At 37.2% G+C, this 22,560-nt stretch carries 17 protein-coding genes; 10 read left to right on the top strand and 7 right to left on the bottom strand.

Annotated features, from left to right (window positions below; genetic code table 11):
- Positions 1 to 5: 5 nt before the first annotated feature.
- Positions 6 to 866: a sugar phosphate isomerase/epimerase family protein gene (locus AADJ06_RS11635; protein WP_341226622.1), complete on the bottom strand. Its 861-nt coding sequence runs from the start codon at positions 864 to 866 to the stop codon at positions 6 to 8.
- 156 nt (positions 867 to 1,022) lie between these two features.
- On the opposite strand from AADJ06_RS11635, the gene AADJ06_RS11630 reads away from it, so the two are divergent.
- Both AADJ06_RS11630 and AADJ06_RS11625 read left to right on the top strand, forming a co-directional pair.
- Positions 1,023 to 2,087: a LacI family DNA-binding transcriptional regulator gene (locus tag AADJ06_RS11630; RefSeq protein ID WP_341226621.1), complete on the top strand. Its 1,065-nt coding sequence runs from the start codon at positions 1,023 to 1,025 to the stop codon at positions 2,085 to 2,087.
- 157 nt (positions 2,088 to 2,244) lie between these two features.
- Positions 2,245 to 3,534 (top strand): aminotransferase class V-fold PLP-dependent enzyme, encoded by a 1,290-nt coding sequence (locus AADJ06_RS11625; RefSeq protein WP_341226620.1) that lies wholly within the window; start codon positions 2,245 to 2,247, stop codon positions 3,532 to 3,534.
- 75 nt (positions 3,535 to 3,609) lie between these two features.
- Here the strand turns inward: AADJ06_RS11625 and AADJ06_RS11620 are convergent, their stop codons facing one another.
- Positions 3,610 to 4,839: an MFS transporter gene (locus AADJ06_RS11620; protein ID WP_341226619.1), complete on the bottom strand. Its 1,230-nt coding sequence runs from the start codon at positions 4,837 to 4,839 to the stop codon at positions 3,610 to 3,612.
- A 215-nt stretch (positions 4,840 to 5,054) separates the two neighbouring features.
- On the opposite strand from AADJ06_RS11620, the gene AADJ06_RS11615 reads away from it, so the two are divergent.
- Positions 5,055 to 5,657 (top strand): porin family protein, encoded by a 603-nt coding sequence (locus AADJ06_RS11615; protein ID WP_341226618.1) that lies wholly within the window; start codon positions 5,055 to 5,057, stop codon positions 5,655 to 5,657.
- Positions 5,658 to 5,819: 162 nt separating this feature from the next.
- Complete coding sequence (locus tag AADJ06_RS11610; protein WP_341226617.1) at positions 5,820 to 7,412, top strand: fibronectin type III domain-containing protein; 1,593 nt, start codon at positions 5,820 to 5,822, stop codon at positions 7,410 to 7,412.
- 69 nt (positions 7,413 to 7,481) lie between these two features.
- On the opposite strand, the gene AADJ06_RS11605 is transcribed toward AADJ06_RS11610, so the two are convergent.
- The 4 genes from AADJ06_RS11605 to AADJ06_RS11590 all read right to left on the bottom strand — a co-directional run bounded on the left by AADJ06_RS11605 (position 7,482) and on the right by AADJ06_RS11590 (position 11,973).
- A complete protein-coding gene (locus AADJ06_RS11605) occupies positions 7,482 to 7,820 on the bottom strand; it encodes a zinc ribbon domain-containing protein YjdM (protein WP_341226616.1) in 339 nt (112 codons plus the stop codon).
- A 131-nt stretch (positions 7,821 to 7,951) separates the two neighbouring features.
- Complete coding sequence (gene secDF / locus AADJ06_RS11600) at positions 7,952 to 10,918, bottom strand: protein translocase subunit SecDF (RefSeq protein WP_341226615.1); 2,967 nt, start codon at positions 10,916 to 10,918, stop codon at positions 7,952 to 7,954.
- A gap of 132 nt (positions 10,919 to 11,050) precedes the next feature.
- A complete protein-coding gene (locus AADJ06_RS11595) occupies positions 11,051 to 11,407 on the bottom strand; it encodes a hypothetical protein (RefSeq protein ID WP_341226614.1) in 357 nt (118 codons plus the stop codon).
- Between the two features lie 74 nt (positions 11,408 to 11,481).
- Entirely contained in the window at positions 11,482 to 11,973 is a 492-nt protein-coding gene (locus tag AADJ06_RS11590; RefSeq protein WP_341226613.1) for a hypothetical protein, read from the bottom strand.
- Between AADJ06_RS11590 and AADJ06_RS11585 the strand changes: the two genes are divergently transcribed.
- A complete protein-coding gene (locus AADJ06_RS11585) occupies positions 11,972 to 13,105 on the top strand; it encodes a serine hydrolase (RefSeq protein WP_341226612.1) in 1,134 nt (377 codons plus the stop codon). The genes AADJ06_RS11590 and AADJ06_RS11585 overlap by 2 nt on opposite strands.
- Here the strand turns inward: AADJ06_RS11585 and AADJ06_RS11580 are convergent.
- A complete protein-coding gene (locus tag AADJ06_RS11580; protein ID WP_341226611.1) occupies positions 13,098 to 14,165 on the bottom strand; it encodes a mannose-1-phosphate guanylyltransferase in 1,068 nt (355 codons plus the stop codon). The genes AADJ06_RS11585 and AADJ06_RS11580 overlap by 8 nt on opposite strands.
- A gap of 244 nt (positions 14,166 to 14,409) precedes the next feature.
- Between AADJ06_RS11580 and AADJ06_RS11575 the strand changes: the two genes are divergently transcribed.
- From AADJ06_RS11575 to AADJ06_RS11555, 5 genes are all read left to right on the top strand, one after another.
- Positions 14,410 to 14,910 (top strand): hypothetical protein, encoded by a 501-nt coding sequence (locus AADJ06_RS11575; protein WP_341226610.1) that lies wholly within the window; start codon positions 14,410 to 14,412, stop codon positions 14,908 to 14,910.
- Positions 14,911 to 15,162: 252 nt separating this feature from the next.
- On the top strand, positions 15,163 to 17,091 hold the full coding sequence (locus AADJ06_RS11570) for a histidine kinase dimerization/phosphoacceptor domain -containing protein (protein WP_341226609.1): 1,929 nt from the start codon (positions 15,163 to 15,165) through the stop codon (positions 17,089 to 17,091).
- A gap of 6 nt (positions 17,092 to 17,097) precedes the next feature.
- On the top strand, positions 17,098 to 17,826 hold the full coding sequence (locus tag AADJ06_RS11565) for a response regulator (protein ID WP_341226608.1): 729 nt from the start codon (positions 17,098 to 17,100) through the stop codon (positions 17,824 to 17,826).
- 145 nt (positions 17,827 to 17,971) lie between these two features.
- A complete protein-coding gene (locus AADJ06_RS11560) occupies positions 17,972 to 18,283 on the top strand; it encodes a LytTR family DNA-binding domain-containing protein (RefSeq protein ID WP_341226607.1) in 312 nt (103 codons plus the stop codon).
- Positions 18,284 to 18,326: 43 nt separating this feature from the next.
- Positions 18,327 to 22,556 (top strand): 3-coathanger stack domain-containing protein, encoded by a 4,230-nt coding sequence (locus tag AADJ06_RS11555; protein WP_341226606.1) that lies wholly within the window; start codon positions 18,327 to 18,329, stop codon positions 22,554 to 22,556.
- Positions 22,557 to 22,560: the final 4 nt, after the last annotated feature.

Raw genomic sequence — 22,560 nt, 5'->3', positions numbered from 1 at the left:
TCCTATTAACTATTTTCAGCCACTAATCTCCTTAGTTCTTTAATACTAGCCACCACCACTTCTTCTTCTTTATTTGTATAATCAGGGTGCATATTATCTACCTCTACAGCCAAAAATCCCTCATAGTTGGCCTCTTTTAAAAGTTGAATTAATTTAGAATTATCTATTATACCCTGGCCAGTTGGAACACATGAAAAGAAATTCCACTCATTGGCAGCAATACCTTTTACTGGCAATAAATCCTTTATATGAGTGGCCTTTACGTATGGAGCTAATTTCTCCATTGCTTGGATAGGGTCGTCTAATACTCGAAGAAAGTTTCCGGTGTCAAAATTGACTCCAAAATACTCAGAATCAACGGCTTGTACCAAAGCCAAAATTTCGTCAGAGTCATAGTCAATATGATTCTCTATGGCCAGATGAATTCCTTTTTTCTCCGCTTTTTCTACCGCCTCCTTAAACATAGATGTCAACTTTTCCAATTGAGGTTTATGCTCTTCAAACCTAAAAAGGTGACTACTACCTACTACTCTCATAACATTAGCCCCTATTTTCTCAGCATAATCTATGTGAACTAGCATCTCCTTAAACTCACTTAAATTATTACCTCCCTCTAAGCCATCAGGGTGCCCCCATGCATATACACGATCAAGATTGGCTTTGTCTAGCTTCTTTTTAACAACAGCCAAATATTTGTCGTCAAACTGAGGAATAAAACATGATTCTAGAGACAAACCGTCAACACCAAGTTCTATCGCCTTTTCCAGAAATTCATCAAAAGAAATATTTCTTTCGGGTTCTTGTTGGTTTGGGTAAACCTCCCCAAAAAATCGATGATAGCAATAACTATCTATACCTACTTTCATATTCTTAAATCATTAGGGTCAATTGGATAAAATATAAACCATACAATAAATAGTCAACGTTCACTATTTATTGTTTTGTGAAATTATGTGTATTTATTTTCTTTCACAATTTTTCCGATATTTTTTTAAAAAAACTTGAATAGCTTTATATCTTAAATGTCAATTCTACATTTTATGAAAGAAAACTCTGTTGGTATTAAAGATATAGCGAAGCTAGCTGGAGTTTCTACCGGGCCTGTAGATAAGGTTCTGAACAATCGTGGTGGTGTTTCAAAAGCAACCACAAAGCGAATTTTAGAGGCAATAAAAGAACTAAACTATACGCCTAACATACTAGCTAGCAGACTTAAATCTGCAAAAGAATATAATATTGCTGTACTTTTCCCTCAAGGTTCTAGTGATATTCCTTTCTGGCTTGACCACGAAAGAGGCTTCAAGGATTCTAACAAAGAAATGGCTCCCTTCGGCCTTAATTTGGACTTATACCAATTTGACCAAAATGAAGAAAGCACATTCATTGAACAAACTAAAACAATCTTAAAAAAAGAGTTCGATGGCGTTTTAATGGTTCCTGTTTTTAAAAATGAAGCTTTAAAATTTACCTCCACCCTAAAGAACAAAGAAATACCAATAGTTCTTTTCGATACACAACTGCCCGAGCAAATCGAGCTGCCATTTATTGGTCAAAACTCAAAAGACAGTGGTTATCTAGCAGCTGAACTAATGAATAAATGCATCTCTAAAGACGCCTTAGTGCTTATTATATCTGTAACAAAAAAACACGATAATTATAGGCACTTTAGCCTTAGAGAAGCAGGTTTTCGGAGCTTTTTCGATGATGATAGTAAAATTCTAAAGTATGAAAGTATTGACCAAAACTCCAACACCGTAGCACGCAAGCTGACCGAAATTAAAAAAGAGAACCCTTCTCTACAAGGTGTCTTTGTGACCAACGGAATAGATGTGGTAGCCCCTCTATTTCAGAAGAATAAAAACCAAACTTTAATAGGCTACGATTTAATAGAAAAGAATGTTAATTACCTTAAAGAAGGCCTAATAGATTTTCTTATTTCTCAAAAACCCTATACCCAAGCCCACCTAGGCAGTCGGCTTTTTTATGACTTCCTGATAAAGAAAAAGTCTATTGAGGTTAACAATTACCTACCCATAGATATAGTCATGAAATCAAATATAGATTATTATACAGACCTTATAGACTAGCCCAATGCAAGGTTCTTAAAATTAAGAGGCCAGCACCTAACCATAGAAAACACCAAAAACCTTAGCACTTTAAGATTATAATTCTGTAAACTTTTAATTTTGCCATTGATAAGTTCACACGTTCGTGTAAATTGTTTCACAAAAAGAAACTATTGCCATGAATTCCAGAAGATCGTTTATTAGAAAGGCTACCGCCATAAGTGCTATACCTACACTTAGTTCCTTTGTTAATTTGACCCAACCAAAGCTTGAAGAAATTCATAAAGAAGCCTTAAAGAAGTCTTCCACTGAACTAGCAGAAGACGAAGATTTTTGGTCCTTTATCAAACAGTCTTATACCGTATCTCCGCAAATAATCAACCTAAACAACGGCGGAGTAAGTCCTTCTCCTAAACCCGTTCAGGATTCTCTTGAAAGACTGAATCATTATGCGAATGAATGCCCATCCTATTATATGTGGGGCATTATGGACCAAGGAAGAGAACCTCTCAGAGAAAATATCGCAAAATTTGCGGGGGTTTCTCCTGAAGAAATAGCGTTCAACAGGAATACCACAGAAGCCTTGGATACCATCATTTTAGGCATGCCTCTAGAAAAAGGCGATGAGGTAATTCTCTGTGAATATGACTACCCAAACATGCTAAATGCATGGCGACAAAGAGAAATGCGAGATGGTATAGTTTTGAAATGGATTGACCTGAAATTACCTTCTGACAACAAAAAAGCTTTGACCCAACCTTACTTAGATGCTATTACAAAGAGAACCAAGGCCATTCATGTTACCCACATGATAAACTATAATGGTCAAATAATGCCTGTTAAAGAAATTTCGGACGAAGCTCATAAAAAAGGCATTGAAGTTGTTTGCGACGGGGCACATACTTTTGCTCATATTGACTTTGAAATCCCAGATTTAGGCTGTGATTATTTTGGTACAAGTTTACATAAATGGCTAGGTGCACCCATCGGTAACGGTCTTCTGTGGATGAAAAAAGAGAAAATAGCCGATGTATATCCTCTTTTCCCAAATCCTGACCCAAAAACCGACAACATCCGTAAGTTTGAAAACTTAGGGACACGCTCATTTATGATAGAGCAGTCCATTGGCGAAGCTCTGAATTTTCAATACGCCCTTGGCAATGAAAGAAAAGAAGCAAGGCTTAGGTATTTGAGAGATTATTGGGCTAAAAATGCCTTAGCCATTAGTGACCGGGTTTCCATCCAAACTTCACTTTCAAAAGAATTTTCCTGTGCCTTAGCCGTAGTTGGTATTGAAGGGCTAATGGGTCGAGAAATAGCAAAAACCCTCTTTGACAAGTATAAAATACATACCACGCAAAGAACAAAGATTGACATCAATGGCTCACGGGTAACACCTCATGTTTATACCAGTATTAATGATTTAGACCGCCTACTTACTGGAATAAAATATCTAACTAAAATCTAAATTAATAATCCGAGTGAAACAAAAAGGATACTTGCCAAGAAACGAACAAATTGCGTCATTTTAGGGAACGGTAAGCTAAGACTGCTCCTTCGTTCTTTTCTCAGCTAACTTATTAATACCAAACATTAGAGCTCCCGAAGCTATCATGGACGCTATCACCACGCCGCCCAACAAAGGATAATTTTCTACAAAACCATCTGTACGCTGCACCACTATCAAACCAGCTATAGCGGAGGCTATTCCACCAGAAATTTGAGAAACGGAAGAGTTGATACTCATGAATGCTCCCCTGTCTTTTAAATCAGGTATGGCAGTAATTAATGACGAAGAGGAAATCATACGGGCATTAATTCCTAAAAACAAGATAATATTTAACACTAAAATTACCCAGAAAGGTGTCATGCCTAAATTAGTGTAAACCCCCACCAGAATGATGCCTAAAACCGTCCCAAATATAAAGACTTTGAGCCTTCCGTAACTGTCAGACATCTTACCCAGAATAGGCCCGAAAACTATGGTAAAAACGCCTGTTATTCCATAAAGCAAAGGCAGTTCTTCCAGTGTGATTCCAAGGTTATTAATTCCATAAGTAGAGCCAAAAGGCATTAGCATAAATCCACCTGTTGCCAGCAAGGTAGTAGCCAAAAACACTTTAATATAATCTGGATTTGAAATGGTGCTGAACAAGTGCTTAATTGGGTTTTGTCCTTTATTGGCTTCTAAGTGCGTGTTTATTGGCCTTATCTTCCAAACCATTACTATCCCAACTAGTATTCCCACTATCACAATCATCCAAAAACTAGAATGCCAGCCATAATTATTTGCTAAATACAGCCCTATGGGTAAGCCCAGAATTTGCGAAGCAGCAAAAGCCATTTGGGTAAAACCCATTACTCTTCCACGTACATTAAGTTCAAAAATATCGGTGATGATAGCGAAACCTATGGAGCCAATCACCCCACCAAAAATACCAGTGAAAATACGAGCCGCCAAAAGCATGGGATAGGTATTGGCAGAGGCACATAAACCTGTACCAATCAAAAAACCAACATAAAAGAAGAGAAGCAACTTTTTACGGTCAAATTTATCTGCAAAGCCTGCTGCTAAAATACCGGAAATACCAGCACTAAAAGCGTAACCAGACACTACCCAGCCAAACTGTGCAGTAGTAATGCTCATTTCTGGTATAAGTATGGCACCCAGTGGAGAAAGTACCATAAAATCTAAAATAACGGTAAACTGAATAAAGGCCAAAATGGCAATCATGAATACCTGATAGCGAGTAAAAACTCTTTCTTTCTTCATTAATAATTTTAATGCAAGGCGTAGTATATCTGCCTCAAAACTCTTGACGGGTAAAAGGATAGACACTATTTAAAATCACCCCCAATTTTAGAAAGGCCAAAGGTAGGTCATTTTTAAACCAATGCTACACCTGTTTACTTTTTTCCACATTTCTTCGGTGTGCTAAGCAGGGAACAAACATTTAGTAAAAACTTTGAAACTAAAACAATTAAGAAATGAAAAAACTACTTTCTATATCAGGTGTACTTATCGCTCTTATAACGGTTACTAATTTGGCTAAAGCTCAAGACACCTCATGGGGACCCATGGTTGGTGTGAATGGTTCTAGTATTCCTGATTTCCCCTTAAGTTCGAATAAAACTGGAGTGAACCTTGGTGCTTTTCTAAACCATTCAAAACATGAGCATTTGGGTCTTAAGGTAGAGGTTTTTTACTCACAAATGGGTTCTAATTTTAACGGATTTCAAGACAAAATAGAGATGCATTATATTCAAGTGCCCGTATACGGAGTTTGGTATTTGAATGATAAAGGAAACGACTTCCGTCCAAAAATAATGTTAGGGCCTTATTTAGGTTTTCTTGCTGGGGCGTCGGGTTCAAATACGAGTGGAAACAATTTCACTGAAGAAAATTTTAAAAGCATAGACTTCGGTGGTAAAGCGGCGGCCGGATTTAATTGGAAACTTAATCCTAAAATGTGGTTAAATACTGAGTTTTACTTTGGCGGCAGCTTCGCAAATATTTACAAAACAGACATCATTAATATTAAAAACCAAAACGTCGGATTAAACCTTGGTCTAAGTTTTCCTGTCAAATAAGTATCGATACTTAAACCCAAGTGCTTCAAGCATTTGGGTTTATTTTTTACTCTAAACTCAAATTTCTTTACTTAAACTTAATATTCTAGTCCACTCAAAACTCCCCAATAAACCTCAGAAAGCTGTAAATTAGGCTCACAATTAAAAAGACCTTGTGCAGCCATGAAGATAAAAAGCTTTTTGTTACTCATTCTTCTCTTTCCATTTTTAGGAAAATCTCAAACAACTGACAAATTTCTAGTTCAGCCATATTTACAAGACGCTGAGCCCAACTCCATAAAAATCTTATGGGAAACCTCCACCGGTGAAGAAAGTATTGTTCAGTATGGACTAAGCCCTAAACTTGGTAAAAAAGAGATTGGCTCAGCCCATGATGTCAATTTTAGTGAGTCCAGAGTACATGAAGTAAAACTAAAAGACCTAAAAAGGCTAACCACCTATTATTATAGAGTAAAAACAGGTAAAATACTTTCAGATATTTATCAATTTAAAACGCCCCCATTTGCTTCAGACCGCCAGTCTTTTAACATGATAGCCATGAGCGACATGCAAAGAGACCACAACAATCCTGAAAAATTCTCGGAGGTAGTAAATGATGGTATTTTAAAATACATGGAAAAAGAGTTTGGTGGTGCTGTGCCAGAAAACTTGGCTTTAGTTCTAATTCCGGGAGACTTAGTAGCTACAGGTACAGATTACGACCAATGGCAAAATGAGTTTTTTAATCCAGCCGAAAAGCTCTTTTCGCAAGTACCTGTATATCCAGTTTTAGGTAATCATGAAAAAAACTCAACCTTCTATTTCAAATATTTTAGCCTACCAGAAAATGGCACTGCAGGCTATGCAGAGCACTGGTGGTACAAAGACTATGGAAACACTAGAATAATAGGCTTAAACTCAAACGATGGCTACAGAGACACGCCAGAGCAATACAAGTGGCTACAGAAGGTGCTAGATAAGACTGCAGAAAACGAAGACATTGATTTTGTATTTGCACAGCTTCATCACCCATTTAAATCTGAACTATGGATACCTGGCGAAGAAGAGTTTAGTGGCAAAGTGGTTAAATTATTAGAAGATTTCTCTACCAAGACAGGAAAGCCAAGCATACATTTCTTTGGTCATACCCACGGTTACTCTCGCGGCCAGTCTAAAAATCACAAGCATTTATGGATTAACGTAGCTTCCGCAGGCGGGGCTATTGATAATTGGGGTGAATTTGAAGGGCGTGATTATGATGAATTTACAAACACACAAGACGAATACGGTTTTGTGATGGTAGAAGTGGATGCCAATAAAGAAAATCCAAAATTCACCGTTAAAAGGCTCAGTCGTGGTAATGAAAACATTGAAAGAGATAATCAACAAACCGACCAAATAACAGTTTATAAAAACGAAAGAAAGCCCAATACTCCTAATGCAATTTCACCTACTGGAGAAGACGTGGCTGGCAAATACGGTACATTGCTAAAGGCAGGCCCTTTTAAAAGTAGTTTTGCTTCCGCTGCTCACACAGCATCAAACTGGCAACTGGCCGAAAACCAAAACTTCGAAAGCCTAACACTAGACAGCTGGAAACAATCTGAAAACTGGTACTATATGGAAAACCGTCAGAAAAATGATGACTTGACAGATGAAATTACCAAAAGATTAAAGCCAAGCACTACCTACTTTTGGCGAGTTCGTTACAGAGACCAAAACCTAAACTGGAGCGATTGGTCGGAGACACAATCTTTTAAAACAAAGGCATACTAATCAGACATTCCTCCATAAAAAAGCAGAGCCTCCCAAAAAGGGGCTCTGCTTTCACATAATAGCAAACTATTAAGCCTTCCTTACAAATTCAGACTTCAATCCCATAGATCCAAAGTCTTTAATTTTGCAAGCTATATTATGATCACCATCTGTTAGTCTTATATTTTTAACCTTAGTTCCTGCTTTGACGGGCTTTGGTGCACCTTTAACAGGCAAGTCTTTCACTACCACTACATCATCTCCGTCTTGAAGAACATTTCCGTTCGCATCTAAAACTTGGCTCGCTAATTCTTCCTCCGTCATTTCTTCAGGATTCCATTCATGGAAACACTCAGGGCATACCAATAAACTATCCATCGGGTATGTATATTCACATTTACATTTAGGGCATGGAGGAAATTCACTCATTTCAAATCGGTTTTTTGGTTGGCCTAAAGGTACAATTTTAAAGCTTTATTTCATTCTAAATAATAAGCTCTAAAGCAAAAGGGCTGCATTGATATAGAATCAACACAGCCCTTCTAAAAAAGTATTAAAACTTATTTCTTAGCTACAGCTACTTCAGCAGCTTTAAGACCAGCGTCTTTCTCTTTCAAAAGCTGTCTTTGCATAGCATCAACTACGATAGGAGCAGCAATATAAAGTGAAGAATAAGTTCCTACTATAACTCCTAAGAACATAGCGAAGATAAACCCACGAATGGTTTCACCACCGAATATCAAAAGAATAAGTAATACCAATAAAGTAGCAATACCCGTTACGGCTGTTCTACTCAAAGTACTGTTCAAGGCATTATTAATAACCTTAACAATATCTTCTTTGGCTTTGCTCTTGTCGTTAAGGTACTCACGTACACGGTCAAAAACTACCACCGTATCATTCATAGAATAACCCATCAGTGTTAATACCGCACCCACAAAAGCTTGGTCAACATCTAAAGAGAATGGCAAGATACCATTGAAAATAGAGAAGATACCAAGTATCACCAATACATCATGGAATACCGCTACCACAGCACCAAAACTAAAGGCTACACTACGGAATCTTACGTATATGTAAATGAAAGTCAATATCAAGGAGTAAAGGATTGCTTTTAGCGAGTTCCAAATAGTGTCATTGGCAATGGTAGGTCCTACTTTAGAAGAACTAACCACTTCTCCTTTGTTTCCATCTAGACTAGCAACTACACCATTTATTTGATCTTGAATTTGTAACTCTACATTTGGGTCAGTGTTATCAATTTCATAAGCCGTTGTAATTTTAACTTGGTCAAAACCACCAAACGTTTTTACCTCAGCAGTGAAACCTGCAGTTTCCATCGCTTGTCTTACGTCTTCTGTTTTCACTGAATTCTCAAACTTAGCAACGTAGGTTCTACCTCCTTTGAAATCAACGCCAAGACCAAATCCTCTAATACCAATAGAAACAGCACCTGCTATGATAATAGCACCAGAAATCATATAAAAGATTCTACGCTTATTAACGAAGTCAATGTTAGTATCCTTAAACATTTTCTCTGTCCAAGCAGTAAAGAAAGTCACTGTTTTACCTTTCTTGATATAGTGCTCAAACACTAAACGCGAAATGAAAATAGCACAGAAAAGAGAGGTGAAAATACCTATCAAAAGAGTAGTTGCAAACCCAAGAACCAATCCAGTACCGAAGATAAATAAGATAATACCGGTAATTAAAGTAGTAACGTTAGAGTCAATAATTGACGGCATCGCAAATTTGAAACCGTTTCTTACTGCAGTCGCAAAAGGCTTCCCTTCATCTAATTCCTCTTTTATTCGTTCGTATATAAGTACGTTGGCATCTACCGCCATACCTACAGAAAGTACCATACCTGCAATACCAGGAAGAGTTAATGTAGCCCCAAAAGACGCCATTACACCTAAAAGCAAAATAAGGTTAACAATAAGAGCAAGGTTAGCAATCCAACCTGCTTTATTATAATAAACCAATACAAAAATCAATACCGCTAATAAACCTACTAGTGAAGAAATCACACCAGCTCTTACCGCACTTTCACCTACTGAGGCTCCTACTATGGCTTCTTCAATAATGTGTGTTGGAGCAGGAAGCTTTCCTGCTTTAAGAACGTTTGCAAGGTCACTCGCTTCTTCTAAAGTAAAGTTTCCAGAGATGCTAGAGTTACCACCCGTAATCTCTTGGTTTACATTAGGAGCAGAATAAACGTAGTTATCAAGTAATATAGCTACTCTTTGACCCACATTAGCTGCCGTTAAGTCTCTCCACTTTCTAGAACCAGTAGCATTCATTTGCATACTAACATCAGGCTGACCAGTAGTTGGGTCATAATCTTGACGTGCATTTGAAATCACATCTCCCTCTAAAGGGGCATGACCCAAATCCTTCACCATATATAAACTAACTAACTCTTCGTTAGTTGTTTCATTCATAAACGCCTTAACATCATAAACAAAACTAAGATTAGCTGGGAACAACTGACGAACCGCTGGTCTGTGTAAGATTTCATTCACTTTTGAAGAATCTTTTGTTCTTACCATTAAACCGCCTTGACCACCAATAAACAAGCTACTGAAAGCATTGTTTGATAATAATGAATCAGCTCTAAGACCTCCTGTACTATCAGTGCTTCCTGTAAGTTGAGAAGCTAAGTCATCAGCAGCAGCAGATGTATCTGTACTTGATACTGCAGGAGCACTAGTAGCTAAGTTCTCTAAGTTTTTAGTTTGCTCTTCTAAGTCGAGCTGAGATAAATAAGCAGAAAACGCTTCTAAAGATGTTCCAATTTCTTGTGGCTCGTAAACCTCACAAAACTCTAGTTTCGCTGCACCAGAAAGTAATTTTCTTACACGCTGTGGGTTATCAATACCCGGCAGCTCCACCTGAATTCTATTTGTTCCAGATAGTCTTTGGAGGTTAGCATTAGCAACACCAAACTTATCTACACGTGTTTGAATAATGTTAAAGGCACGGTCAAAAGCTCCGTCTACCTCGTCTTTTACATAATTGGTAACCTCAGTATCTGAAGAGTTTAAGCCTAGCTCTCCTCTGTTAGACGCCGTAGAGAATACTCTTGCTAATGGCACATTTGGAGCCAAAGCCTTAAAGTCTCCTACAAAAAGGTCTACAAAGTGATCAGAGCTTGTTATTGCTTTTTCAGAAGCACTTGTAATAGCCTGAGCTACTCTTGGGTCTCTTGAGCCACTCGCTAAAGACTTAACGATATCATTAGGAGAAACCTCTAGAATCACGTGCATTCCACCCTGAAGGTCAAGACCTAAACCTAATTCCTGCTTAGTTAAATCTTCTAATGTAGTTCCTAAGAAAACAGGTTGTTTCCAAAGGGAATCTAAATAACGTTGTTTTACTTGTCTATCTACGTTACCATCTGCAGTCATGGCCGCAACCTCTGCATCATTTCTAATACTATTGGCCTTGTAAGTTCTGACCAAATAATAAACACTAACTGCCAAGAAAATGGCTACCAGCGTTAAAATTCCACCTCTATTTCTCATATTTTTAGTTTTGCCCCTATTGAAAGACTTTTTTGTTATAGGTAATCCGTGGGGTATTCAGACACCTCAAATGTTTTGATTTAATAAAATTGGGATTGAATGACTGTTAGAGAAAACAATCATTGAAAGCACTCAGGGTGCGTTAATAGCTATGTGAAGCTCAAAAAGCTTATCAAAATAAGAATGCTTAAATATTGGCTTTATAAAATTAGAAACAACGTCACTCAGTGGCAGAAACTTAACGGTAGGGCTAAGTAAAAAGACTAAGTCGCTATTAAAACTAAAGGCATTTGAAGGAATAACTACTTCTGAAGATAACTCACTAAAATAAGTTTCTTCCTCATCGGAGTCATCGCTATTTTGGTCTGTAGAAATAGAAACATCCGTCAAAACTTGCGTACCAAGCAAGCTTTTAGAAAGCACGGCAGTGAGCATAAAAATGCTCATAAAAATGCCGAAGGCTCTAATAATAAGACGGTTTTCTTTCATAATTAAGCCGCAAAGCTACAATCTTTTATTAAAAAAATTCAAACAATGTGCCAGATAATTGAACTTAATACTTTTTAATTGATTGCGTTTACCAAAATTTCCTTTTGAAAAAGTACCCGCCAAAAGAAGTCACCAACCTTAGTGCTATCACCACACTTTGCCTTATCGTTATAAAAATAATACGCATAGGCCGTTTCAGAGAGCTTCTGTGGCGTAGCATTAAACTGCTCTTTTTGCTTTAAAGAATAGGCAAGAGCCTCTATAACCCCTTGCTCCTTTTCGTTTAAGGCTACATAGCTATCAGGAAAAACTTGTTCAATTTTTACGCCACCCACTTCATTTATAGAGTCCAACTGAGCATTACAATCCAATTTCAAAAACAACCTTTCCACCTCATTCCCTTTATCATTAAGTACCACCAATACATCTGATTCAGATACCTTTTTAATTTTATAGGCATCCATCTGGCTTTTTATCTTCGTGGTATCTAAACGCTCTATGTTATTGCATGAAATCATAGACCATACGGAGAAAATCATTAGAAATTTAACTAAATTGTTTTCCATGAATTTAAAATCTTTAGCGGTTCTGTTGCTACTTATATATTTTCCTTTTCATTTAAAGGGGCAAAAAACTACCCCTTCTTTTAAAAGAAGCTTATTTAAAAACGATAAACTAAGACCCCTCTTACAAGATTCGCAAAATTACAAGATACAAATTATATACACCCCCATCAAAGGAAAGAAGATAGGTAAAACGCAATACTTTCAATATACTCCTGACCAATACTTCTACCCCGCGAGTACGGTAAAGCTACCCGCCGTTTTGCTAAGTCTAGAAAAACTAAATGAAATATCAATAAATAAAGACCTTAAATACACAAGCCAGTCCACAATCAAAAATTATTCCTCAGTAGAGGCAGAAGCAAATGAAAGTATCTCAAATTATATTAAAAAAATTCTCTTAGTTAGTGATAATGATGCATTTAATAGGTTATATGACTTTCTGGGGATGGATTACTTCAACGACAAGCTAAAACAAAAAGGGTTTTCCAATACTAAAATCAATCATCGCCTGTCAATAAACCTGAGCAAAGAGGAAAATCAAACCACTCCAAAAGTATTTTTAGGACGTTCATATTACGAGGAGCCAAAAACATCTTTTCGTAGTTATCAAAGTTCTGAAAAGATTTTAGTGGGCAAAAAGTATATAACAGGAAAGAAACTTATAAACCAACCGATGGATTTTGCTGCTAAAAACAAGTTTGATTTACTAGATCAGCATAGAATGCTTATTTCAATATTTTACCCTGAAAACATAGACCAAAAAGCACATTTCAATATAAAAGCGTCAGACTTGAATTTTGTGAAAGACTATATGAGTAGAATGCCAAGAAATGCTAATTATGATGAAACAAAATTTCCAGACAATTATGGTAAGTTTCTAGTTTTTGGAGACCAAAAGGGTCGAATTCCTGAGAATATTAAAATTTATAACAAGATAGGTGGTGCATATGGTTTTTTAATTGACAATGCTTTGATAAAGGATGAAAACTCAAGCAATGCTATGATTTTGTCTGCGGTCATTTATGCAAATAAAAACGAAACCCTAAACGATGATACTTATGAGTACGACAGTTTAGGGCTTCCTTTCCTTGGTGAACTGGGCAGGTATTTACTAAAATCTTCTACTAAATAAACTCCTCACCCACCTCTTTGGCATCTGCCACAAACTGTTTCACTCTCTGCTCATCTTCCAGTTTACATATCATTAATACATTACCAAACTCAGAAACTATATAACCTTCCAAACCACTTACCACTACCAATTTATCTTTTGGTGTTTTAACCACACACCTTTTAGAGTCGTATACCAACACATTACCGTCAATAGAGTTTGACTCATTATCTAATTCAGAGTTTTCATAAACCGAACGCCAAGTTCCTAAATCAGACCAACCAATATCACTTTTCACCACAAAAACGTTATCAGCCTTTTCCATGATAGCATTATCAATAGAAATGCTTCTACATCTAGAGTAAGCCGAATCTAAAGATGCTACTTCATTGTCTGTATAAAAGTCTTTTTGTGCTGCATTAAAAGCTTCTGCCATTTCAGGCAAATACTTTGCAAAAGCCAAGGTTATAGAAGCTGCCGACCAAACGAAAATCCCAGCATTCCAGGTGTAATCACCACTTTCTAAAAACATTTTGGCAAATTCTAAATTAGGCTTTTCGGTAAAAGCCTTAACCTTTTTCACATCGCCATCAGCATCATTGAACTGAATATAGCCATACCCTGTATTTGGGTGTGTAGGTTCTATACCTAATGTCACTAGGGCGTCATTATCTTGGGCAAAACCTATTGCTACATTTATTCTTCTTTTAAACTCCTCCTCTTTTAAAATAATATGATCCGCAGGAGCCACCACTATATTTGCGTGTGGATCTTTTTTCTGAATTTTATAACATGCATAGCCTATACACGGAGCGGTATTTCTACGTCCCGGCTCACATAACACTTGGTTTTCGGATAAAAAAGGAAGCTGCTCAAGCGTTAAATCTTTGTATTCTCCACCAGTAACCACATAAATGTTTTCTTTCGGGCATACGCCTTCAAATCTATCTGCTGTCTGTTGAATAAGCGTTCTTCCGGTTCCTAAAACATCATGGAATTGTTTTGGGAATGTAGTTCTACTGAAAGGCCAGAACCTTGTTCCTACGCCTCCAGCCATTATGACTAAGTAATTATTTTTCATGTTATTATCTATGGTGAATAGTTTGAGCTGTTTACAAAACTAAGCTTTCTGCTATGCTCTTCCAATAAAATTTATTCGAGAGAGTTAAATGATAAAAAAGGATGCCATTACATGGCTACTTGTAAAATTAAATTTTAAAGTGTTTTGATGCTATTTGGGACTAAAAACCATCAAATTTCAGATTCTAATACAACCAATTTCGTGATTAAAGCATTATAAAGGGTATAAACGTAAATTATTAAAAATGAAAAAAATCCTATTAGTATTAAGTGTATTAAGTTTTATGGCTTGCGAAAGTGAAGATGTAGCCAGTAGCGAAGCAATTGATGATGTTGAATTCATTGAAGCGGAAACTTTAGAAGAGTTTGATTGTGTAGGTCAGCAAGTAGAGAACCTTCCTTCTATAGAAGATGCTAGAACTATGATAGTAGGAACATGGCAATTAAAAGGAATGATTACTATGATGCCTACCGAAGAAGTACCGAACTTAAAGGTCGAATTCAAAGAAGATGGAGGTGTTTTTGTCACCAATGCAGGCGAAAACGTATTTACCAATGCTTACAGCATCAATGATAATATTTCTGACAATGGTTTTCGTTCTATAGAAATTACAACTGACGAGTTTGGAATTGAAACTAGTGAATTTAATTTCTTCACAGGAACAATCAGAATTTGTGAAGACGAATTAATGATTGATAACGGTATCGCTTTTGACGCTCCTGGCTATTTACTTCGCAAAATTTAAGGATAAAATAACAGTATTAGAAAGCCGATTGAAGAGAGTTCTTCAGTCGGCTTTTTTATTTTAGTCAAGTCCTTTAAATAGTTTGATTTTCTTAACTGCCCCACCTTTTTCACACACTTACCAAAGGCAATAAATGGCTACCTATATAAGAGTCTGATTTAAAAGTTTTTTTATTGAACGGTTGTTCATATACTTAAATAACATATCTTGGAAACAGAGTTTTTACTCAACCCCAAAATATAAGCCACTAAAATGTCTCGAAAATCAGCCGCAATAGATAACCTGCTGTTGCCGTGCATGAAGGATTTTGTCTCGTCAACGGGTATGAAATCTTTCATTTACCTGTATTGTACTTGCTTCTTCTTTTTAGCTACTCAGTTATATGGTCAACACCCCCCTAGCACCAAAAACGATAGCAATACTGTTTTAAAAATCTTAGCTCATAGTAAAACAATTAGAGGCAACCGAGACTCTGTTTTTGTTCTTAGCAAAAAGGCCTTGACGATAGCAGAGGCTATCAATTTTGAGAAAGGAATTGCTCTCTCTAAAGAAAAAATGGCGGGTTACTTCCATGCCAAATCGGATTATGCAAATGCGGTTTCTTATAGTTTAGAAGTGATAGACTTATATGAAAAGCTGGGTATGATAGAAGAGTCATTACTTCAGAAAGTCACACTTTCTACCATTTATAAACATATTGGAGCGGAGCGAAGCACGGTCGATTATTTAATCAAGGGCCTTGACTTAGCCAACGAAGCTGAGCAAAAGGCTGAAGAATTAAAATTGACATTTGTTACCATTGAAAGCCTTAACAATCAAGGGATTATTTTAAGAGACTTGCGTTATATTCAAGATAAGCCAGTATTGATGGACTCGGCCCACGCCAAGTATCAAAAGGCTATATTATTGCTGGAAAGTTTAAAAAATGACAATAATACCCTTCAAAAGCTTTACAATAATATTAGCCAAGTGTATATAGAGCATCTACATGATTATGATCAGGCTAAAGAAGTGCTTGATAAGGCTGTTAATATAAATCAAGAGTCTAATTCCCAAAACAACCTTTCCTATAATTATGCTAATTTATCAAACCTCTATCTAGCAAAAAAAGATTATAAAAAAGCGAAAGACTACGCCTTAAAAATGCTTCAAATAGGTAATGACCTTAAAAGGCCTCATCGTGTTTTGAATGCGTACGGACATCTCAGCACTATAAACAAAGAGGCCATGAATTATGACTCTGCCTTGTATTATCAGGAAAAAAAGATGCAGCTTAATGACTCGCTTACCAATCTTTCTAAAACAGAGCAAATAGCAGACTTTCAAACGAAATATGAAACCGTAAAAAAAGATGCTGAGATTGAAGGTTTAAACCGCAAAGCTGATTTGGCTCGATTTAGAACTTGGGTCTTTATTGGTGGCTTAGTCTTGTTAAGTTTCCTTGCCCTTTTGCTTTATAATAGGTATTTGCTAAAAAAGAAAACCTCAGAAGAGTTGAGCATAAAGAATGCGGAAATTGAGAATAAAAACAGCGTTATTCAAGCCGCTTTAACTGAAAAAGAAACTTTACTCAGAGAGATACATCACCGCGTAAAAAATAACCTTCAAATCATTTCAAGCTTGCTAAATATTCAGTCTAGTAACATTGATGACCCTTCTGTACTTTCGTCTATTCAGGAAGGTCAAAGCAGGGTACAAGCCATGAGTTTGATTCATCAGAACCTATATCAAAGTGAACATATTAATGATGTGGATATTGAAAATTACTTGAAAGAGTTGGTCAACTATCTTTCAGATATGTTTACAGGAAGTAATAAGAAAATTGAAATAGAAGTAAGTGCAAGCGATATTCAGTTTGACATTGATACGGCTATTCCTTTAGGTCTGATTGTGAATGAACTAGTGTCCAATGCTTATAAATATGCCTTTGATAAAAGAGATAGTGGTAAAATAAAAGTTGGAATTAAAGCCCTTAATAAAGTTGACTACGAACTAAATGTAAATGATGACGGAGAAGGCTTACCAAAGGACTTTGACCCAGCCAAGAGTAAATCCTTAGGTCTTAAATTGGTGAAAATATTAAGCAAGCAGCTTCGAGGGAAGTTTTCTTCAGGTAGTGATAATGGGGCTAATTTTACCGTGTTTTTTAAAGACATTAGAGCTTATCAAGCTCAGAGCTAAACGGATATGATAAAAATTTTACTGGTAGAAGATGAGGGGATTATTGCGGCAGACATGGAAGGCATGCTGGAAGCGATGGGCTATAATGTAATGGAATCGGCCATGGATTATGATGAAGCCTTGGAACGACTAGAGGAAGAAACTCCAGACTTAATTCTGCTAGATGTGAACCTAGGAGGTAAAAAAGATGGAATTGACTTAGCCAAGGTGATAAATGAAAAATTTAACGTTCCATTTATCTTTACTACTTCCTACTCTGATGGCCCCACCATTCAAAGAGCAAATGAAGTAAACCCCACAAATTACCTCGTAAAACCATTTAAGAAAGAACAACTTTTTACGGCTATAGAACTGGCTCTTTTAAAAATATCAGGCGAAAAGAAATTGGAATCCGAAAAACCAGAAACGGAAGGGTTGGTTATAAAAGATGCTCTTTTTGTCAAAGAAAAATATAGATATACAAAACTTCCCGTAGGTGATATTCTCTGGCTTAAAGCGGATGGAAATTATATAGAAATCCATTTGGCAGAAAAAAAGGAGCTCATAAGAATGAGCCTGAGTCATTTTCTAGAAAAAGTAAATAGGCCAAACTTCTTCCGTACGCATAAATCGTACGCCGTCAATCTAGATTACATGACAAAACTGGAACCTACCGCGGTTACCATTCTAGATTCTGAAATACCAATTACTAAAACCTATGCAGAAGAGCTAGTCAAGAGAATAGAGGTTATGTAGTTGGTTATGAACAGTAATTACCTGAACACACCGCTATATTTCATCACTGCTCCAGCCCATTTCAGACCAACTGGAAGGTATTTCAACCCTTTTTTTTTACGACCCATTTGGTTTCGGCTAAGTTTATATCTCAAACTTTATAGCCATGAATTCTCCTAAAATACTTAAAGAGATTGCCGATGAGAATTCAATTCTTTATATTAAGGCAGAGCAGAATTATTCCGTTTTCCATCTGGAAGACGGAAACAAGCTTACTTCAGCCTACACACTAAAACACTACGAAAGACATTTACACAACAATGATTTCATTCGTTTGAGCCGGTCATTTCTGGTTCAAAGGAATTTTGTAAAAGGAATACGTAAACAGACAAGTTCCTCTTACGCCGTTTTAAAAAACGGGCGTGAAGTTCTAATTTCTAGAAGAAGGCTCCAAACGGTTAAAAAAGCGACCTTCTGAAATAATTAGACCTGCTGTAAATAACCTTTAACCACTATTAAAAATGCTTACAAAAACTATTATAAAGGTTTGGTATGTAAAGAAGACCTTACTGACCTTGGCTATGGTATGGGTTTCTTTAGTACAGGTTTGTGCTACTGATTTTATTGCCCGCCCTCCTCTTTTCCCTGGAACTGATGGAGTTCCTGTAATGATTGGAGAGTTTGAATGGTCTAATCCCTTATGCTGGTTACCATACACACCGGGGAATACCATTGAAGAAGGCGATAGGGTTCTTCTTAATGAGACAGGTTTTAAAATCACCAATTCCGTATTAATTAAAGGAAGACTGGTGATACAATCGCCCACAATTGTGGAAGGTGTAACTATTAATTCTCCCCTATTAATTGTGGAAGAATACGGCTCTTTAAACATTGGTGCCACAGGAGTACTTAATAACCAATCAAGGCTTATTCTGAGAGGCTTGATGACAAACTACGGAGACGTTTTTAACGCCAAAACATTCACAATTGCAGATACAGGGCTTTTTGATAATTACAAAAACCTATACAATGATGTCAACGAATTTAGCGTAGCAGGCACACTGAATAATAATGAAGGTGGCCTTATTCAAAATCAATATAGTGGAAACATTCAAGGCACGGGGACGGTCACATTAAGAGCTACTTCTAACTTCAACTATTTTTCAAACCAAAGCCAAATTCCGGCAAATACCTTTAACTGGTTAGGAGGTACCATCTCTGTTTATGAAGGCAGAACTTTAGCTCTAGGCAGAGAATTCTCAGTACCTGCTGGAGGCCTCTTAAATTTAGATGGCGGAACCTTAAACATCAACTCAGGAGGTAAGCTTACTGTTGAAAACACAGCATTAATAGTTACAGAAGGCTTTTCTGCCACACATGGCAAAGTAAATATTAACGCATACGGAAATTTAATTTTCAAGGGGGCATTCTTATATGACCCAACAGACTATAACTGGGAAAGTGATGCCATAATTACAATAGCGAGTGTGGTAAAGGTGCCTGGGATAAATGTGCCCCTTGGGGCTATTTTGGAGATTGCACCAACAGGAGTTCTCAACATAACCGCAGGAAGAAAGCTCATCTTAAACTATGCCAATGGCTTAGATAATAAAGGCAGAATCAATCTAAGCAGCACAGGTAGCCTTACATTTAACGGCCCTGCTCACAGTTTACCAAATGGAATTTTCGACTGGTCTTCTGAGGGTATCGTTATTGTTTCTCCAGGTGCAGCCTTATATCTGGGTGCCAATGACACGATTCCCGCTAACGCTAGTATGACTAACTATGGTAAAATAGAACTGGGAACTACCGATTTTGTGGTCAAAGGAAAGCTACTCAACTTTGAATTAAGTAGTCCAAGTGTATCTACTGGAGGTATTTATAATACTTCAATTAGAGTAGCCGATGGCGGAAATGCAGAATTCAACTCTTACACCACTCCTGGTGTTGTACCATTTATTCAAAATTTAAAAATAGAATCTGGAGGTACCGTAGAAACTGAAGTTAGAAGCAACTATGTTTTACAAAGCAAACTAGAAATACCTGACGGAGCCAGTTTTATTAATAACGGGATATTGACTATTCCAGTAACGGACACATTATCTATTGCGGTAGGAGGAGCTTTTGAAAATACAGGAACTACAAATAATGATGGTTTAGTAGAAAATGCAGGAGACTTAAGCAATAGACTTGCTTTTTGGAACAATAACATCTTTAATAATACCGGAATCCTCTATGACTTCAGTGCTTTTACAAATGTAGGCACCTTAAATAATCTAGGCAGAATAGGCATGTTTGGCACTTTTGAAGACCGTGGGATTTTTAATAATACCAACGAAATTAACCTTTACGACACCTTTCTCTTAGGCTCATCGGATGTTTTTGAGAATGGAACAGTACTTTACGCTCCTGGCTCAAAACTTTGGGTCATGAAACCTTTTGCCTTGCATAAAAGCCTTGATGTACCAGTAAGTGCCGAACTCAGAATTATTAGTAAACTAAGCATTGCTGATGGAGTTGTCGTTAGTAACTATGGAGATTTGAACTTTGGAACCAGTGGCAATGGTATTTGTGAAATCAAAAGTGGCGGTAGCCTAATTGCGTTTAGTAGCACTACCGCGATGCCAGATTCTGCATATTTAGAACCTGGCAGCTATATCGCCATCAATGAACCCGCATTCGTTTCTAAGACTCCATGGCTTATTCCAGAAGGAGTCACACTGACCATTAATGGCTATCTTAATTCTTCAAATTTGACTAATCATGGGATAATAAATGTAGTTGGAAAATTATCTTCGTCCTTGCTTACTAACGAAGTCGACGGACTACTTACTTTATATGGAGAAAGCGAACTAACCTCTGCTCAAAAGATAATTAATAGGGGGACGCTCGACGTTTACGGAACACTAAGCAGCAATACATTAGATAATTACGGCACTTTAAGAGGAAGTGGAAATCTATCAGGAGCCTTTTCGAATTTTGAAAACAGCGAAATTGCTCCTGGACCCAGCTTAGGGAGTCGTCTTAATTTCACTACCAAAAAATACAGGTCAGGAAATGACTATCCTTTTGAAATGGGTTTGGCTACTTATAACTGTGGAATAGGTGCTTTTGCCGACCAAATAGTGACCACCGGAAATGCAAAAATTGAAAATGCAAAATTGAATCTTTCGTTTCCTGAAATTCCAGCTGCTGGACAGTATTTAATTATGGGATACAATGGCCATACAGGGGAGTTTGCAAACGTCACTATACCTTATTCTTTTTGTGTAGACGTGGTTTTACAATATGAGGACAACGCCTTATACGCCTTAGTCACCACAAAGAAAGACACCGCCTATGTAAATAAATCAGCTACCCCTGGCACCGCATCTGGGCGAGATTGGGAAAACGCATTTCTAGATTTACAACCTGCCCTAGAAATAGGATGCCCTGTAAATGTATGGGTAGCAGAAGGTACATACACCCCAAGCAAAAGTCCTTATGGCGAAGAAAACCCAACAGACCCAAGAGATAAAACCTTCTACCTACATGATGGTCTCAAAATATTTGGAGGTTTTACTGGTAACGAGACCGACATTTTTTCAAGAAACTGGAATCTACATCCAACTATTTTAAGTGGTGATTTTAACAATGACGATAATGTAACTGGCGAGCTATACAACTTACGAATGAACAATAACGAAGAGAATGCTTACCACGTAGTACTCTCCGTTAATGATGATTTTTTCACCACCTTAGATGGTGTAAAAGTTAAAGGAGGAAATGCCAACGGAAGCGGAAGAATCATAGTAGAAGGGCAAGACATACACCAATCAAATGGGGGAGGTTTGATTTCAGCATCTTCTAGTGTGGTAAGTAGAAACATGACTTATGAGAACAATTCCGCATCAAATAGCGGCGGAGGTGTTTATTTACATGCGGGAGTACCTACGCTTGACGGTGTCAATATGGTTAAAAACTATTCAGGTGTTCAAGGGGGCGGTTTAACTATTGAAGTCAGTTATGCCACGGTTTATAATTGCGTTTTTTATGGAAACAGGTCACTTACTTATGGCGGTGGTATTTATACCAACTTTACTCCTACCACCCTTTATAATACACTCTTTATTGAAAACGCCTCTACTAAAGGTGGAGCCATATATAATTACCAGGGTGACCCTAATTATGTCAACTCAACCATCACTAAAAATTATGCAGCGATAAACGGGGCTATTATTCATAGTAATGGAGGTCAGTTCTCCAATTCAATATGCTATGATAATCAAGGTTTTGGCATTTACCAGATGCTAGGTTCTATGGAAGTAGATTACTCGAATATTCAGGGAGGACGAACTGGAATAGCAAATGTTGATGTTGCCCCGTCTTTTGTAAGTACAGATTATGATGGCCCAGATAATATTTTTGGTACGGCCGATGACGGCTTACAACTAAAATACTGTTCTGCATTGATTGACAAAGGGACAAACGAGTTCACCACAAGTTTAGACTTGTCAAATCAGGAACGCGTGGTAGCAGACAAATCAGATATAGGAGCTTATGAAAATCAGGACAAGAAAACCTTGATTGTAGAGGATTTGGTACCAGCGAGCACTACTAAGTTGGCGAGGTATATTGAAGGAGAAAGTTTCATAAACGCTCCATCAAAGGTAGAGTACAAAGCGGTGCATTCCGTTCTTCTAACACCCGGTTTTGAAACTCAAAATGACGTAGTATTTCAGGCCAATATTGGCTCTGAATGTGAAAATTAAGAAA

The organism is uncultured Arcticibacterium sp., assembly GCF_964021845.1.
Taxonomy (GTDB): domain Bacteria; phylum Bacteroidota; class Bacteroidia; order Cytophagales; family Spirosomataceae; genus Arcticibacterium.
Note: the sequence above shows the minus strand (reverse complement) of the source record. Positions and strands in the feature narration are given on the sequence as shown.

Bases quoted from the DNA above. Each gene is read 5' to 3' on its own strand.
- AADJ06_RS11635 (WP_341226622.1), bottom strand. From the start codon at position 866: ATGAAAGTAGGTATAGATAGTTATTGCTATCATCGATTTTTTGGGGAG.
- AADJ06_RS11630 (WP_341226621.1), top strand. From the start codon at position 1,023: ATGTCAATTCTACATTTTATGAAAGAAAACTCTGTTGGTATTAAAGAT.
- AADJ06_RS11625 (WP_341226620.1), top strand. From the start codon at position 2,245: ATGAATTCCAGAAGATCGTTTATTAGAAAGGCTACCGCCATAAGTGCT.
- AADJ06_RS11620 (WP_341226619.1), bottom strand. From the start codon at position 4,839: ATGAAGAAAGAAAGAGTTTTTACTCGCTATCAGGTATTCATGATTGCC.
- AADJ06_RS11615 (WP_341226618.1), top strand. From the start codon at position 5,055: ATGAAAAAACTACTTTCTATATCAGGTGTACTTATCGCTCTTATAACG.
- AADJ06_RS11610 (WP_341226617.1), top strand. From the start codon at position 5,820: ATGAAGATAAAAAGCTTTTTGTTACTCATTCTTCTCTTTCCATTTTTA.
- AADJ06_RS11605 (WP_341226616.1), bottom strand. From the start codon at position 7,820: ATGAGTGAATTTCCTCCATGCCCTAAATGTAAATGTGAATATACATAC.
- secDF (WP_341226615.1), bottom strand. From the start codon at position 10,918: ATGAGAAATAGAGGTGGAATTTTAACGCTGGTAGCCATTTTCTTGGCA.
- AADJ06_RS11595 (WP_341226614.1), bottom strand. From the start codon at position 11,407: ATGAAAGAAAACCGTCTTATTATTAGAGCCTTCGGCATTTTTATGAGC.
- AADJ06_RS11585 (WP_341226612.1), top strand. From the start codon at position 11,972: ATGAATTTAAAATCTTTAGCGGTTCTGTTGCTACTTATATATTTTCCT.
- AADJ06_RS11590 (WP_341226613.1), bottom strand. From the start codon at position 11,973: ATGGAAAACAATTTAGTTAAATTTCTAATGATTTTCTCCGTATGGTCT.
- AADJ06_RS11580 (WP_341226611.1), bottom strand. From the start codon at position 14,165: ATGAAAAATAATTACTTAGTCATAATGGCTGGAGGCGTAGGAACAAGG.
- AADJ06_RS11575 (WP_341226610.1), top strand. From the start codon at position 14,410: ATGAAAAAAATCCTATTAGTATTAAGTGTATTAAGTTTTATGGCTTGC.
- AADJ06_RS11570 (WP_341226609.1), top strand. From the start codon at position 15,163: ATGTCTCGAAAATCAGCCGCAATAGATAACCTGCTGTTGCCGTGCATG.
- AADJ06_RS11565 (WP_341226608.1), top strand. From the start codon at position 17,098: ATGATAAAAATTTTACTGGTAGAAGATGAGGGGATTATTGCGGCAGAC.
- AADJ06_RS11560 (WP_341226607.1), top strand. From the start codon at position 17,972: ATGAATTCTCCTAAAATACTTAAAGAGATTGCCGATGAGAATTCAATT.
- AADJ06_RS11555 (WP_341226606.1), top strand. From the start codon at position 18,327: ATGCTTACAAAAACTATTATAAAGGTTTGGTATGTAAAGAAGACCTTA.